General features: G+C 28.9%; 12 protein-coding genes. 2 read left to right on the forward strand and 10 right to left on the reverse strand.

What is annotated here, in order from left to right:
• Positions 1 to 227: 227 nt before the first annotated feature.
• From G9F71_RS24070 to G9F71_RS24080, 3 genes are all read right to left on the reverse strand, one after another.
• Entirely contained in the window at positions 228 to 5,672 is a 5,445-nt protein-coding gene (locus tag G9F71_RS24070; RefSeq protein WP_164949340.1) for a diguanylate cyclase, read from the reverse strand.
• A gap of 300 nt (positions 5,673 to 5,972) precedes the next feature.
• On the reverse strand, positions 5,973 to 6,236 hold the full coding sequence (locus G9F71_RS24075; RefSeq protein ID WP_164949339.1) for a hypothetical protein: 264 nt from the start codon (positions 6,234 to 6,236) through the stop codon (positions 5,973 to 5,975).
• A gap of 112 nt (positions 6,237 to 6,348) precedes the next feature.
• Positions 6,349 to 7,212: a methionyl aminopeptidase gene (locus tag G9F71_RS24080; protein ID WP_164949338.1), complete on the reverse strand. Its 864-nt coding sequence runs from the start codon at positions 7,210 to 7,212 to the stop codon at positions 6,349 to 6,351.
• A 538-nt stretch (positions 7,213 to 7,750) separates the two neighbouring features.
• Between G9F71_RS24080 and G9F71_RS24085 the strand changes: the two genes are divergently transcribed.
• Entirely contained in the window at positions 7,751 to 8,869 is a 1,119-nt protein-coding gene (locus G9F71_RS24085) for an HD-GYP domain-containing protein (RefSeq protein ID WP_164949337.1), read from the forward strand.
• Between the two features lie 179 nt (positions 8,870 to 9,048).
• On the opposite strand, the gene G9F71_RS24090 is transcribed toward G9F71_RS24085, so the two are convergent.
• The 7 genes from G9F71_RS24090 to proC form a co-directional block, all read right to left on the reverse strand.
• A complete protein-coding gene (locus tag G9F71_RS24090; RefSeq protein WP_164949336.1) occupies positions 9,049 to 9,303 on the reverse strand; it encodes a hypothetical protein in 255 nt (84 codons plus the stop codon).
• 322 nt (positions 9,304 to 9,625) lie between these two features.
• Positions 9,626 to 10,321, reverse strand: a complete 696-nt coding sequence (locus tag G9F71_RS24095) for a response regulator transcription factor (RefSeq protein ID WP_164949335.1) — start codon at positions 10,319 to 10,321, stop codon at positions 9,626 to 9,628.
• Positions 10,322 to 10,330: 9 nt separating this feature from the next.
• A complete protein-coding gene (locus G9F71_RS24100) occupies positions 10,331 to 11,773 on the reverse strand; it encodes a sensor histidine kinase (RefSeq protein ID WP_164949334.1) in 1,443 nt (480 codons plus the stop codon).
• Positions 11,774 to 11,816: 43 nt separating this feature from the next.
• Positions 11,817 to 12,569 (reverse strand): ABC transporter permease, encoded by a 753-nt coding sequence (locus G9F71_RS24105; protein WP_164949333.1) that lies wholly within the window; start codon positions 12,567 to 12,569, stop codon positions 11,817 to 11,819.
• Positions 12,556 to 13,281, reverse strand: coding sequence for an ABC transporter ATP-binding protein (locus G9F71_RS24110; RefSeq protein WP_164945887.1), 726 nt, complete (start codon positions 13,279 to 13,281; stop codon positions 12,556 to 12,558). Before G9F71_RS24110 ends, G9F71_RS24105 begins: the two co-directional genes overlap by 14 nt.
• Before the next feature lie 158 nt (positions 13,282 to 13,439).
• Entirely contained in the window at positions 13,440 to 14,675 is a 1,236-nt protein-coding gene (locus G9F71_RS24115; RefSeq protein WP_164949332.1) for a hypothetical protein, read from the reverse strand.
• Positions 14,676 to 14,818: 143 nt separating this feature from the next.
• Positions 14,819 to 15,628 carry a pyrroline-5-carboxylate reductase gene (proC, locus tag G9F71_RS24120; RefSeq protein WP_164949331.1) on the reverse strand — a complete coding sequence of 270 codons (810 nt, stop codon included), beginning with the start codon at positions 15,626 to 15,628 and terminating at the stop codon, positions 14,819 to 14,821.
• A 178-nt stretch (positions 15,629 to 15,806) separates the two neighbouring features.
• Between proC and G9F71_RS24125 the strand changes: the two genes are divergently transcribed.
• Complete coding sequence (locus tag G9F71_RS24125) at positions 15,807 to 15,953, forward strand: small, acid-soluble spore protein, alpha/beta type (RefSeq protein WP_124998663.1); 147 nt, start codon at positions 15,807 to 15,809, stop codon at positions 15,951 to 15,953.
• Positions 15,954 to 16,194: the final 241 nt, after the last annotated feature.

The raw sequence follows: 16,194 nt of genomic DNA on the forward strand, positions 1-16,194 counted from the left end.
CCACCTAAGTGGAACCAGACTTTTAATATATTCATTATACACCACTTTATTCCACACTACTAACAACATAAATGCTTTTATACATCTATGTTCCCTCATTTTTATTTTGTCTATACCATAGTTGAAAAACAAAATCATTTATTTTTTTGATTTAAAATTCTATAATTCCCTTTAAAGGCCTAAAACCCTCAGTAACTTGGTTACCCAGGGTTTACTTAAAAATAGTGCTATAGTATCGGAACTATTATCTTGCCCAGCGTATTTACAAAGTTAAAATCCTCGAAACCAAATTCTTTTGTCACCGTAGATTCCGTTAAGTACAATACTCCTTTTACTATATCACCTTGAATCAATGGAATTACCATAACAGATTGCCAGTTTGGAACACCTGTAACGGTGTCATACTCAGTTATTGTGTCCCAATCTATCTTGCATACTCCCTGCTTACTCTTAATTACAGATTTTATTATATTCTCATTATAGGTATGGATATCCATCCATTCATTTTTGAAAATTTTTCTTGAATATTTGTCTATAATATTGTCCTTATCCATAATAAACAATATTCCTTTTTGTGCTTCTGTAATTTCAATAATTCTACCTAATAAATTATATATTTTATCTTCTCTTGCAATATTTATATTTGTAAGCTCAATTAATTCTATCATAGCAAGTACATTTCTATGGTCTTGAATTGTATTACCAGATATTATTCCAGTAAGTCTATCTGTTCTTTTCGCCTTTTTAGAGAATTCACTATTCCAAATATCATATCTATTTCGCCCTTGCTGCTTTGCCACATATAGGGCTTGATCTACTCTTTCAACCAATTCATCCTGCCACTCACCATGCAGAGGATAGGATGCCACGCCCAAACTTACAGTAACCTCTCGTCTATTGTCCAGTATTTTTTGTCCTTCTATTTTAGTCCTAAGTTTTTCAGCTATAAGCTCAGCATCGCAAACACCAGTGCCTGGAAGAATAACAATAAATTCTTCACCACCATATCTACCTACAACATCGGTTTCTCTTAAATTGCTCATAACAACATCACAAACCCTTTTTAACACATAATCGCCTGTCCTATGTCCAAACTTATCATTTATTATTTTAAAATAATCTAAATCATACATAATAAGTGAAAATTCACTGCCTGTCTGACTTGATAGTTCAATTTGTTCATCTAATGCCTCTTCTAGATATTTTCTAGTAAGAGTTCCTGTCAATTTATCAATAGACGCAGTTAACCTAAATTTATATTTTTCAATTATTATACCTATAACTTTACTGAGCTCCATACATTTTTTCATGCTATCATTATTAAGATTGTTTAATACCCTTTGTGATTCTATATATACATATCCAATAACATCCTTACTGCCTTGTATATTTTTTCTTCTTTCACTTTTAATAAAACCTTTTTCATTAGCATTTTCCATAATAATAGGAATGCAAATAAAGGCTTTTAAAGTATTATTAATACTATTTGTATCTCCATTTATATTTTGTTCTAGAGATACATCCCCTACTAAAACTGGTCTCTCTCCAGTTAAAATTTTAGATAATACCTCTTGGTTTTGTGGCAATTCATATCTTCTATCACTAGATGCAATAACTTTATAACCTTTGTCATTATCATTTATAATAATAGTTCCCCTAGTGGCTAGTGTTATATATGATAAATAATCTATTATAAGCTCTAAGTTTTTTCCATTATCCTCTTGTAGATTTTCTAAAACATCACTTATGTCATGGATATCTTCATGAAGAGATGATGAATATATTTTTTTTATAGACTTTATAAAATTCTTATTTTTCAAAATATCTTTATGATTTACTTGCTCTAGTAAACATAATAGTCCAACCTCATCCTTAACATTAACAGGCGCAACTTCTAATACTTTCACATCTCTATTTTCCTTATAATATCTATTAATGACTAAAAATTTATTGAAAGGCCTAAATGCATTATTTAACTTAATATAAGACAATCTACACTCCACTGGTAATTTATTGATTATATCCTTTAATATACCACAAGCCTCAAAATAATAGATTACTGCATACAAATAATCCTTTTTATCAAAGTAATGATCTCCCATTGCAGTGTATACTCTCCAATATATATCTACTTCATTATATTTATTTGAATATTCTAAGGCTTCTTTGAAAATTTTAATACTTTTCTTCTTATCCCTTAATCCATCAACATATAATTTTTTAACATAGACTCTATGATCTTTTATATCAATATCAATCTTTTTAATTTCACTAAGAATATTAGGTATATATTGTTGTTTTCCATTTTCATTCAAAAAAATTATTGCATCGTAAAATATGTTAAGTCTACTACTCAATGAGGATATTTTACTGGCTATAGTTATAATATTTTTAATGATTTCATTTGAATTTCCATCATTCTCTCTAAAATGAAACATTATATATTCATTTAAAATCTGAGACTGCCATTTAAAAATACATTCATCCTCTTCATATATATCTAGTGATTGCTGTATATATAACTGAGCCTTTTCCAAATCGCCAAATTTGTAATTTATTTCAGCGGCTAAAAAATAAAATTCACCTATTTCTTTTGCTTGATTAGGATGATTTTCCAGCTCCTTATTACAAAGTTCATAATACTTATAAGCATTATCATAATCACCCAATTTTAAATATGAGCTAGCAATAGAATTATAACAATAAAAAACATGGAATTCATCTTCATATTTTTTACATATTTTCAATATCTCCATAAAATATTGTAAAGATACTTCGTACTGTTGCTTAGAAAAATATGTAGCACCAATATTTATTAAAGCAAGTATCTCTTCTGAGCGCATATTGTTTTTTTCACATAGGTCCTTCATTTCCACAAAATATTTTATAGCTTTATTATCCTCTTGATAATAATCTCCATAAATAACACCTATTCTATTTAAGGATTTTATTAATCCCTTAATATTATTATATTTATTGCAAACTTCTATATTTTTTTCAAATATTACTAATGCTTCCTGAACTCTACCACTTCTTAAATAAGCTAATCCCTTATGGTTGTAAAATATAGTTTTAAGTTCTTCATATTCCCCTATACACTTGTCTAAGCAGCTGTTACATATAGTTTGTATACTTTCATAGTCTTGCTTTATGTCATATACCGATGCAATAATACTTTGGCATTTAAGCATTCCCGAAACATAATCTACTTTTGAAAGCATAGTCTGAATTTTTTCAATATAATAAACAGTACTATCTATATTATTTTTGCTTAAATACACCTGCGCTACTTTAATTAAGCTATCTATTATATATTTATGAAACTCAGTATTGCCCTTATACTTCTGTATTGATAGATAGTATTTTAGAGCTAAATCAATATGCCCCTCTTCTTCATGCAAACCTGCAAGCTCCATAATAAGTTTTATATTTTTAACCGGATCCCAGTCATAATTTATTATAGATATCGCTTTAGTTAAATTTTTTATTGCATCACTTCTATTTTTTAGAAGCTTCATTTTTTCAGCATTCTCAATGCAATAATCAATAATCTTTTCCTCTTGATTAGATTTTTCTAAGTGATAAATTAATTCCTCAATATATTCCCTGCCACCCTGTTTATATTGGTTTTCAAGCACTAGCGAAGCCAATTTATGCATGCTTTTTCTGTCTTTCGACTCTATTTTTTCATACATAAGACTTTTAAGAAATTTATTATAAAAATCAAATACAAAACCTCTATCCTCAATTTTTTTGCATAGTATTCCCGAGGAAATAAGGCCTTCAATAGCTTTGTCTAAATCACTATTATTCTTTTCAATAAAACTCACAATTATTTCTAAAGAAACAGCACTATTGAATATTGATATTATTTGTAAAATATTATAATTTAATTGTCCCATTTCTTTAACTTGATTTAATAGTACTCCATGCATATCTGTTGGTACTATAAACTCAGAATATTTATAATCTGTAGACCAATACCCCTTTTCACTATCTGCATAGATATATTTTTTACTAAAAAAACTCTTTATAATTTCTTGCACAAATAATGGATTACCCTTTGTCTTTTCATATATACTAGCTACAAATTTATAGGGTATAGTAGGCATACTAAGAATACTTTGAATCATTCTACCTACTTCTTTTTCATCTAGCTCTTTTAAAAAAATATTAGTTAAACCATTGCTCTTTGATATATTTTTATTGAATTCTGTAAATTTCTTATTTAGCACACATTCTCCGTCACAGTAGGACATTATGACCATAATATTTTTATTTGGTAGTTTTTTTCTCGTAAGATATTCCATTAACTCTATGGTAAAATCATCAGCTAAGTGAAAATTATCAATAATAATAACTATGGGTATGTTATTTATACATTCTTCAATAAATCCCGTTGCAGAATGTATAAGTCTAAATTTTTCTTTATTACCGCTTAATGGCTCAGATGGTATTATATTTTTTTTACCACTTAGTCCAGGTATAAATTTCACTAGCTCCGACTCATATTTTTCTAGCACCTCTGGTTCACATTCACAAATGAATTGTTTTAATATATCTATAAAAGCCTTATTAGTATTTTTAGTAGAAGCATCCAAAATAAAACTACTATAAACATTTACTTTATTCAATGAAAAAATATATTTTATGGAATTAAGAAACCTAGTTTTACCAATACCTGATTCTCCATGAATTAAGATAGTAGAATTATAGTTGCTTTTGTTTTTAATAGAATCATACATATTAATAATTTTATTAACTTCCTCATCTCTACCTATCATTTTCAATTTAAAATTTAATTTTTCTATTTCTTCTTTTCTATGTGGTACATATTTCTTAATAAAAACAATATTTATATCCATAACTAGTTCTGAAATACTTTTGTATCTTTTTGTAGCATCACTATAAATCATTTTGTAAATTATTTTTTTAAATTTTGCATTAAAATTTTTATTTTTACTAATTATCTCCTGAATTTTAAGCCCATTTTGATCTATAATCTCTTCATTAATACTGAAATTATGATCTTTACTTTTCATATATATAATAAAAAGTAATACCCCCAGAGAATATATATCACTAGAAATACTGTCTTTTTCCCCTGCTAATATTTCTGGTGCCTTAAAATAATCAGCTTTATTTTCTTCCTTCCAGAAACCCTGTTTTTCAAGCTCCAAAGTGGCAAAATCTTTGAATTTAATGCAATACTTTTCACCATTTTCTATATTTGAAACTATAATATTAGATAAATTTATACCACTATAAATAAAGCCTTTTAAGTGAAGATAGTTTATACTTTGGCAAATTTCTATAAACATATCTAATATCTCTTCATTTGGCATTTCACCTGCAATATCTAAAATGCTAAAGTTATCTTGCACATATTCATTTGTGTAAAAATGCACTTTATCATTTAATTTTTTATTATCTAACAGATTAACTAAGTCAAAATCATATACTGATGTTATATTTTTACAGTCAAGGTTAGTTAAACTAATGAACTCTTTTGTATAGAATTCTATTAATTCTTTTTTAAGATATTCTGAATTAATAATATTTAATTGCACCGTATCATAATTTTTTATTATGTCATTAACTACATAACTGGAAACTACCCTATTTTGCTTTATACATTTAACTATCCTATATCTATTATTAATAATTTCCATTTTAATCACTTCCTTAAATATTAATTAATTCATAACCTAAAGTGATAGAATCCTAAAATCACCTTTGATTCTGTATCACAATACAAATATAACATATTTGTTGTATATCATCATCACTTTTTAGAAAAATATTTCTATAATTTCCTATTTTTTATAATCTCTTTAAAATTTGTACTTATCTATGATTATAACAAATTCTCATAGAGTTTAGCTTTTTTCTTAATAAAACGTCAAATATCAGTACTAAAACAACATTTGCAATACTGTTGTTGCATGAATAGGAATTGAATTACATCACTTTCAAGCTTTTTTTGCTTCAGTGTTAATAATAATTATGCCTACTATAACTAAAATAACTGCCATTATAACTTTAGTTCCAACCACCCTTTCGCCTAGAAGCACATAGGATAAAAACACACCAAATAAAGGTATAGAAAATACCTGATACCCTACCTTTACTGACGGAAAAGCACTTCCCCATAAAAAACAACTTATAAGTGCTAAAATCATAATCATATATGGTTTATTAAATATTATATTTTCTTTATCTTTATTAATTTTCAATTATATCTCTCCTTTTGATTATGTTTATAGAACTAAACTTTTACCCTTATTATCCATTTAACCTTAAAAACACCCCCAATAATTGGGGGTGTTAAAAATGTATAATACAGTTCTATGTTAGTATCTCATATCCCGTTTCAGTAACACGTATGGTATGTTCCCACTGAGATGATAATGACCCGTCAATTGTAACAGCTGTCCAATCATCTTCAAGTACATCAGCCTCTGGGCTTCCTATGTTAAGCATAGGCTCAATAGTAAAGGTCATATTAGGTAGTAATATTGTACCCTCTCCCTTTTTGCCTATATGAGGTACAAAAGGTTCTTCATGAAACTCAAGTCCAACACCATGCCCACCATAATCATATACTACAGAATATCCATGACTTTCCGCATGCTCTTGAATTGCATTCCCTATATCTCCAAGGGTATTATAAGGTTTAACCTGCTGTATTCCAAGATCTAAACACTCTTTTGATACACGTACCAGATCTATTGCTTCTTTTGATGCTTCACCCATTATAAACATTCTATTGGCATCGCCATAATAACCATCTAATATACAAGTCACATCTACATTAACTATATCGCCATCTTTTAAAACTGTATCATCAGGTATGCCATGGCATATTACATCATTTATCGATGTACATACACTTTTAGGAAAACCACCATAGCCTAGTGGTGCTGGATATGCATTATGCTCAACAGTATATTCATGCACCCAAGTATTTATTTCATTTGTAGTTACTCCGACTTTTATCCGCTCTCCCACCATATCAAGGATCTCATGAGTTAGCTTGCAACTCTTCCTTATGCCATCTATTTGTTCCTCTGTTTTCATTATATCCCTAGGTATTTTATAACCCACTTTTTGTTCTATATTACTTATAAATATATCCTGCTCCATATGGCATTTTTTATATTTCTTGCCACTGCCACACCAACAAATATCATTTCGTGATAGTATGCTCATTATATTTCCTCCCAATTAGAATTATTCAAGCCATCAATTACAATTTAGTTTAACGACATATGCTTATTTCTAAGTGATCTTGAATTCTCAAGATTATATGCTATATTGATAGTTTCACTTTTAATTATAGTTTATAATTGTAAGTATTCAACCTTATTCCAAAATTTTTTTTATAAATTGTCCTAAAATACGGTTTTTTCAAGCTCTTTTTTTATATTATATGTATTATATTATATGTATTATATTTTCAATATCATATATTTCTATTTTTAGTGTAAATAATATATATATTTACATTTAAAATTACAAATTTTGTCGTAAAATATATTATTTATGATATTAATAAGTAATACTGTGATTTTCGCTCTTAATAGTGTAAAATATATTATATCTTTATATTCCATGAATTTAAATTTTTGTTCATATGTGGTTTTTTTTCATTAAAAATAGCCTTTAATATTAATTTAAATATTAAAACTCATTTAAATTATATAAAATTACTTAATTGTTTATATTTAAGTTGGGATGTGATGTAATTATGCGACTTGTACCAATAGAATTTGTAAAACCAGGAGATTCCCTGGCTAAAACTATATTCGATAATGACGGCAGGGTTTTATTAAGAAAAGGTGTTGCATTAACCGAAAATTTTTTATTAAGAATTAAGGGGTTACAAATTTATTCTGTTTATATTAATGATAAATATAGCGATATTATAATTGAAGATGTAATAAAACCCGAATTACGCCAAACTGCTATAAAAGCTATAAAAGATACCTTCTATAGCTTAGAAAAATACAGTTTATATTCTAATGATGCAAATTTCAACAAAAAAAGATTTGCAAAAGAGAAGCAATCTTATTTTGAATCTATAGGGAATATTGCTAAAAATATAATTGATGAAATTATAAGCAAGAAAAACGTAATGATTAATCTGGTAGACATTAAAAGTATGGATAATTACACCTACCAACATAGTGTAAATGTAGCTATAATTTCTCTAGTACTCGGTGTTCAATTGCAACTAAATCAAGGTGATCTTTATACTTTATGTATGGGTGCACTTATACATGACATAGGTAAAGTTCTTATTCCAAAAGAAATAATTCTAAAACCTGGTCCCTTAACTGAAGAAGAGTTTAAAATTATGAAAGAGCATACTACTAAAGGATATGATTATTTAAAAGATTCTTTGGATATATCTGCTCCCTCGAGAATCGTAGCCCTTCAACATCATGAAAAAGTTAATGGATGCGGATATCCAGATAATATAAAGGATAAATCTATAAATAGATTTGCTAGAATTGTTGCTATTGCAGATGTGTATGATGCCCTTACCTCAGACAGGCCTTATAAAAAAGCTATGTGCCCTAATAATGCTATAGAGTATATTTTCGCCCATAGTGATACTCAATTTGATTATAAAATGGTTAAAGCATTTTCCAAGGCTGTTGTCCCTTACCCACCTGGAACCCTAGTTAAACTTAATACTGGTGATATCTGTGTGGTAACAAGGGTATTTCCTACCTATGCTTTAAGGCCAGAGGTTAAAATTGTAAAAAGTGGAGCCTATTATAATTCCCAAGAGGTTGGGATAACTATTTCATTGGTAGAGAAGTTAGATTTAGTAATCGAAAATATTGAATTTACCATTTAACGACATTTCAGAAGGAAAGTCTCCTACTTCTATAAGTGGGAGTTACATTCTACAACAAAAACAAAACTTCAGTTGGAGTCTAAACCTCCTTCTGAAGTCGTTAATATTGCAGCACCGCAGGTGATGATTTAATATTTTATATGCATAGATTATTATCCATTAAATCATAACCTATGTTTTCATATTCTTTTAATATGTTTATGTTTATTAGAGCCTGCGTTAGCTACTAGATTATTATTAGCTATTTCTGTAGCTTCTTCTATATTTTTCGCCTTAAACATTATAGTTCCACCATTTCTATTATACATTCCCCCACAAATTAGATACTTAGAGGAATGATTAACCTTGCCCTTACTCGTAGCATAAGTTATAGCTAAACTTTCATTCCCATCTTGCGAATAATTAATTTTAACCCATAAGTCCTTTGTTTCCATGTGGTTTTACCTCCAGTTAAATCATCTACTAAAGTAGCCCATTAAAAATTCAGTTCAGCTGTAAATTCAAGCTGCTATAAAACACAATAACTATATATTAAAAAACATTTTACAGGTATTTTTAGTCTTGATACTATATTAATAGTATAGCGAACGTTTGTTCGTAAGTCAATAGATTTTATAATTTTTTAATGCCTTTGCTAAATATATATGTTTGTCCTATAATAAATATTACTCCTAATAAGTATTATTAATAATACTTATTAGGAGTAATATTTAAAAAAATCTAAAGAACTAAAAAGGTACAAATTTAGAATATTTTTTACACCCTAAGCCTGTACCCAGTACCCCAAACCGTTTCAATATATTGAGGAGCAGAAGTAGATACCTCAATTTTCTCTCTGACTCTGCCAATATGCACTGTAACAGTTGCAGTATCTCCTATAGCATCAAACCCCCAAATTTTTTCAAATAATTCATTTTTGCTAAATACTCTATTGGGATTTTCAGCCAAATATAACAATAAGTCAAATTCTTTTTGAGCTAAATTTATTTCAGACCCATTCATAAATACCTGCCTACAATCTTTTTTTATTTCTAGCCCTCTTATTATAAGAGTATCGCTTTTTACACTTTTGTTAAATTTATTCTTTATTCTTTCATAATTTCGAATATGTGACTTAACTCTAGCAACTAGTTCACTAGGATTGAAGGGCTTTGTGATATAGTCATCTGCACCAAGACTTAAACCTTTTATTTTATCAATGTCTTCTTTTTTTGCAGAAACCATTAAAACTGGAATGTCCTTCTCCTCTTGCAAACTACGCAAAATAGTATACCCATCCATTTTAGGAAGCATAACATCAAGAATTAACAAGTCAAATTGATTTGTTTTTAATACATTTAATCCATCTACTCCATTATTACATACAATAACTTCAAAGCCTTCGAGCTCTAAATAGTCTTTTTCAAGTTCAGCAATGCATTCATCATCTTCAACTATTAAAATCCTTTTCATAATAATCCTCTACCCTTCTGATATTTTTCCAAATGATATCAAAATGCTTGTGCCATTATTTTCATGACTTACAGCCCATATTGTACCCTTGTGTCCCTCTACAATTTGTTTTGCAATGGCAAGTCCAAGTCCACTTCCATTAGCTTCGCTTCTTGCAGCATCTGCTCTGTAAAACCTATCAAAGATCTTATTTACATCATTCTCATCAATGCCACAACCGTTATCCCTTATCTCGATAATAATGCTAGAATTGGTTTCTCTAAGCATTATAGTAATTTCACCTTGCTCTTTATCCATATATTTACGAGCATTATCAATAATATTTAGTATAACTCTCATCAATCTTTCTCTATCGATTTTAACGTATTTTGACCCTTTTAAATCATTTTTCAAGCAGATTTTTATATTGGATTTTTCAAGTTCTATAGAGCTTTCATTAATACAGTAATTAAAGTAATCTATAATATCTGTTTTTTCAAAGTTAAAAGGAAGCTGACTTAAATCCAATTTGGAATATAAGAGTAAATCATCAATCATAACATCCATTTGTTCTGCCTTTGAATAAACAGTTTTTAAGTAGCGCTCTACCTTTTCAGGAGTATTTGCTACACCATCTAACACACCTTTAACATAACCTTTTATTGAAGTTATTGGGGTTTTAAGATCATGAGATATACTAGAAACTAGCATTGTCCTATTATCGTCGTACTTCTTTTTCAAACGAATAGAATCCTTAAGTTGTATTCTCATCTTTTCAAAATCAGCACATAACTCCACAATTTCTTTATCTCCAACTTCAATTATTTCTAGTTCTAAATCACCCTTACTAATTTCCCCCACTGCCGTTTTTAAAAGTGATAGGGGCTTTATTATTCTTTTTGAAAGTAGATAGGACATATTCATGTTAACCCCTATAAACGTCATAATAAATACCACAAGGATAAATATAATAAATTTTTCAAAAGTATTTGAATAATCTAGAATTGGTGCCAATAAAATGGCATGGCCTAGAGCTTCATCTTTAAACCTAATTGGTGCTACTTCCACCATGTAAGCTTTAGTACCAATTATGACTTGTTTTTTTTGAGATTTACTTTCAGCTTCTAATAAACATTTTTCTATATCAATTTTATTCATATCCTTTGATGCAAAAACAACGATATTGTTTTTAAGGATTATAAGGTCTCCATCTATATTTGATAACTTCTGGTACAAATACTTTTGAAACTTAGGATCCTCTATATCCTCAGAATTTTGTTTCCATATAGCACTGCTAGTATGGGACAACTCCGTTTTTATAAGTATGAATTTTTTAAAATTATCATAACTTACGTCCTTGTTAAAAACTGTTGAGGCAGCAAAAATAAATAGAAACGCCGCTATAATTGTAAGGACAAAAGGAATTACTATAGTTATAGTATTGGAGACAATTAACCGTTTTTTTATATTCATTTTTTCACCTCAAAAAGCCACTAAATTAACTTAACAGCTACTTTTAAAATTCTTTTTTATCAAATAAATAATATCCTGCTGTAAAAAATATTATACCATAACTAAGCATCATCATAAACTGAAGAAAAATTTTAATAGTAGGGATAGTATCCATGTTATATAGCGTATACCAGTTCATCATAGACGTAATAAATATGCCAGCATATCTGTAAAATATAACTCCTAGTCCTTTAAATGTAACAAAAGCAAAAATAGATAGGAAAAATACGCCTATTCCACTTCTAATTATATTGGTGAAAAACGCAATTATTATTGATAAAATCACCATAGGTATTAGTGTTACAGTATAAGAAATTATAATTTTAAAAACACTTCCTAAAGTAAAGGAATTTGAATTAAAAAGACAACCAGCAAGTATTGAAAAAATCATTACGAATAAAAGGTTGGCAAGTATAAATAGCATAATTGCAGTTAGCTTGGCTGTATAAAACTTTAATCTTGAAATAGGCCTTGTAAGTGCTATTTTCATAGTATTGTGTGAAAATTCTCCTGAAAAACTTTCTATGGTAACAAGAGCAGTAAATAGTGGCAGAATAGTGTTTACCACTACAGAAAGTACAAGTATAGGAAATTCCATGCTAGAAACCCCACGCACCCCAAAACCCGTTCTTAATACAACCATAGATAGCTGCCCTATTATTATGAATATAAGTGATATAATCACTGCAACTAAAACTTTTTTTCTTTTATATAATTTTTCAATTTCATTTGTTAAAGCAGCTTTAAATTCTACCATTTCTTTCTACCTCGCTAACAAAATAATTTTCAAGGGAAGCATAATTGTTTAGTATATTTTTCATAGTATCTACATTAAGCATTCGTCCATTGTATAATACACCAATATGAGTACAAGTAAGTTCAACATCATGGATAAGGTGACTTGAAATAAAAAATGTAGCATTTTCTTTTTCTACTAGGCTTTTTATTATATTTCTCATAGAAATCATCCCTTCAACATCAAGTCCATTTAAGGGTTCATCTAAAATAATAACTTCAGGCCGAGATAAAATTGCAGCTGCAATTCCTAGTCTTTGTTTCATTCCAAGAGAAAATTTTCTTGGTTTCTCGTTTTTATATTTTAAAAGTCCTGTAAGCTCTAAAACTTCATTTATTCTCTCATCATCAACATTTTTATAATACCTGGAAATTTGTTTTAAATTCTCATAGGCAGTTAAATATAGATAAGATTCTGCAGTTTCTATAATGCAACCTACTTTACCCATAGCCTTTTGATATTCTTCCACGATGCTGTGCCCTAAAATTTTAACATCACCACTGTCTGGTTTTATAAGACCAGTCATGACTTTCATAGCAGTAGTCTTCCCTGCACCATTTGGTCCTAAAAAACCAAATATTTCGCCTTTATGTATATCTAGATTAATATCTGTTATACCTCTTCCGTTTTTATATACCTTGGAAAGGTTTTTAATTTCAATTACTTTTTCCATTGTGCACCCCCAATTTAGTTTGATAAGTTTTATTATTATAGATTTAAAGTCACATTAATCAAATTATAAAACAAGATAAGTTGGGGACCCCTACCATACCTTGTTTTAGAGTCCCCTACCCATAATACCATTAAATCATCTTCTGCGAAGCTGCAATATTAATTGAATACTTTACTATATTGATCATCGTTAATTATATTTCCGCTTATGTTTTCACCTGTGTTAAAGTATATTTTTGCTGAACCTTGGTTAATAGATATATTACCTTTTATGCTTTTATTTGAAGAACCTTCTGCAATAACTGTTCCATTAAACTGACCTTTTTCGAATTTTGCATCAAACTTAAAGTCTTTTTTATCTTTTGCGTATTCTTCATATCCCTTTGCATATTCTTCATAATGTCTTCCACTAATGCCCTTTTCATCTACTGCAGTAACATCTATAAATCTTTCACCTATTTTTATGAATTTAGCATCCTTCTCCATTAGAATATCTGATTTGTATTTTCCTATATATTTTTCAGGATTAGATAATTTACTATGATCTTGTTCTATATTTTTTTCTACTTTCTTACCAGTAAGATCTGGTTTACTAACCTTAGTTGAGTTAATACCCGTCATCTTTACTAATAGTTCAAAGGTTAATTTATGATCTTTACCACTGTCATCTTTACCTGAAATCACTCCGCTTCCAAGAACATTTTGAATAAATCCCTCTTTAGTTGTTACCATATTACCTTTAACTTCTTTTACAAATACATCTTTTGTTATTTTAGGAATATTTTGCTCATTATTAGAACCAAATTCGTTCTTAGATTGAAAAGATACCACTGCATTAATAAGTGCTGGTATTTGAGCTTCACTTAAAGAACCAGATAAAGTCTTAGTTCCATCTGAATTTTCGGTAACTACCACTGCATCTTTTAAATTACCCACAAGAGCATCTGCAATTTTCTCCATATCATCAGCTCCTTTTTCTTTAAAAGGGTTTTTGGAAGCTCCACTTTCCCGAGGACTTGTATATTCAGTTGTATGATAAACATTTTCTTCATTGTATTTACTTATAGATCCTTTTTTATCATAATAATTATAATTTCCACTCTTTTTTGAACCCTCTACCATATTTGATACACTTTCCTTAGCTCCATTTGATACATCAACTTTATCAAGAGAATTACCAGAATAAATAACTGTACCATTATCCTTTAAACTAAATGACATATCCGTGGTGTAGCTTGAAAGTTTAGTTGTACAACTTTCTGCTGTATATTTTACAGAATCTTTAAGCTGATCATACCCACTTTTAGATAATACTTGAGCAATAGCTGTAGTTGTAAACATTACGGTACCTAGAGCAAAACTTATGATTGTTGTTGTTGTTTTATTTAATTTCATTTTATAGAATCCCCTTTTTATTTAAATTTGCTTTATAACATGAAAGCCTTTCATAATTCTATTTTAAAGTACATGTCTCTACTTTCTATAAACAAATTATAAACAAATTATAAACTTTTTATTAGGCTGTTTTACAATTGAGATTATTTTTTACCCATTTTAATTGCCTTTTCCGTGCAACTTTCCATAGCTGAAATTACTGAGCCCCTAAAATTATTTTTCTCTAAGGTATATACTGCTTCTATGGTAGTTCCTCCTGGTGAACATACATTGTCTTTAAGCTTTCCTGGGTGTTCACCAGTTTCAAGAACCATTTTAGCTGCTCCTAGCACTGCTTGAGCTGCCATTCTATAAGCCTTATCTCTTGGCATTCCTTGAAGTACAGCACCATCTCCTAAGGCTTCAATAAACATATACACATAAGCAGGTGATGAACCACTTACCGCTGGAACTATCTCAATAAGATTTTCTTCTAATATTTCTACCTTACCAAAGCTTTCAAAAATACTTACTACATCTTGCAATTCTTCTTTAGTTATATTTTTATTAGCACACAGTGCACTCATTCCTTCGCCTACAAGTGCCGGAGTATTCGGCATAGTTCTTATAACTTTTGCGCAGTCTCCTAATGCGCTGCCCATACTCTCAAGCGTTATCCCCGCAGCTATAGTTATTATGACTACATCCTTCTTTAAATATGGTTTTATTTCATGGATAACATCAAAATATTTATAAGGCTTTACAGCTAATATTAATATATCAGAAAACTTCGCAACTTCCACATTATCCTTAGTTACTAAAATATTATATTCTTCTTTTACCTTATTCAAACTCCTATCTGATGGATTACTCCCTATTACTTTTTTACTGGGAACTAAATTAGATTTTACTATTCCACCTATCATAGCTTGTGCCATATTACCGCAACCTATAAATCCTATTGTTTTATTCATATTAACATTTCCTCCTAAGTAACTTTTTTAAATATTACTAATTATATCATTTTAAAATACATTTTTCTCGAATACATTTCATGATTTTGGTTATATTATTATTGAACAGATTTATTAGAAAGTGTCAAAACAATTAACAATTGTTTTCTACGCTTAAACAATACAAGGAGGGTTATTAATGTCACATAAAGACAACAAAAATAGCAAAGATAATAAAAAGGCTAATCCAAAAACAAAACAAGAATTATCTAAAATGAGAATGGAAACTGCAAATGAAATAGGTGTTTCTAAAGAATCTAAGAAATTAGGAAAAGAAACGGAATAGCTTTCCCATATAAGATGGGAATACCCTATGCCCAACGGCTTGCCTTTTGAAGTCCAATTTTAATAATATATAAATAAAAACAACATTAATATAGAAAAATATTAATGTTGTTTTTATGTTTTATAAATCAAAATGAAGCCGTCGTAATAAGACGTCTCCCTTTTACCTTATTTATATAAATTTCTTTTAATCTATTAAATGAAATTATAATTGCGATTTTATTCCCCACAATATAGTTTAG

This window comes from Clostridium sp. FP2 (genome assembly GCF_011065955.2).
Taxonomy (GTDB): domain Bacteria; phylum Bacillota; class Clostridia; order Clostridiales; family Clostridiaceae; genus Clostridium_AD; species Clostridium_AD tagluense.

Excerpts from the sequence above, each read along its gene's own strand:
- G9F71_RS24070 (WP_164949340.1), bottom strand. The coding sequence starts at position 5,672 with ATGGAAATTATTAATAATAGATATAGGATAGTTAAATGTATAAAGCAA.
- G9F71_RS24080 (WP_164949338.1), bottom strand. The coding sequence starts at position 7,212 with ATGAGCATACTATCACGAAATGATATTTGTTGGTGTGGCAGTGGCAAG.
- G9F71_RS24085 (WP_164949337.1), top strand. The coding sequence starts at position 7,751 with ATGCGACTTGTACCAATAGAATTTGTAAAACCAGGAGATTCCCTGGCT.
- G9F71_RS24090 (WP_164949336.1), bottom strand. The coding sequence starts at position 9,303 with ATGGAAACAAAGGACTTATGGGTTAAAATTAATTATTCGCAAGATGGG.
- G9F71_RS24095 (WP_164949335.1), bottom strand. The coding sequence starts at position 10,321 with ATGAAAAGGATTTTAATAGTTGAAGATGATGAATGCATTGCTGAACTT.
- G9F71_RS24100 (WP_164949334.1), bottom strand. The coding sequence starts at position 11,773 with ATGAATATAAAAAAACGGTTAATTGTCTCCAATACTATAACTATAGTA.
- G9F71_RS24105 (WP_164949333.1), bottom strand. The coding sequence starts at position 12,569 with ATGGTAGAATTTAAAGCTGCTTTAACAAATGAAATTGAAAAATTATAT.
- G9F71_RS24110 (WP_164945887.1), bottom strand. The coding sequence starts at position 13,281 with ATGGAAAAAGTAATTGAAATTAAAAACCTTTCCAAGGTATATAAAAAC.
- G9F71_RS24115 (WP_164949332.1), bottom strand. The coding sequence starts at position 14,675 with ATGAAATTAAATAAAACAACAACAACAATCATAAGTTTTGCTCTAGGT.
- proC (WP_164949331.1), bottom strand. The coding sequence starts at position 15,628 with ATGAATAAAACAATAGGATTTATAGGTTGCGGTAATATGGCACAAGCT.
- G9F71_RS24125 (WP_124998663.1), top strand. The coding sequence starts at position 15,807 with ATGTCACATAAAGACAACAAAAATAGCAAAGATAATAAAAAGGCTAAT.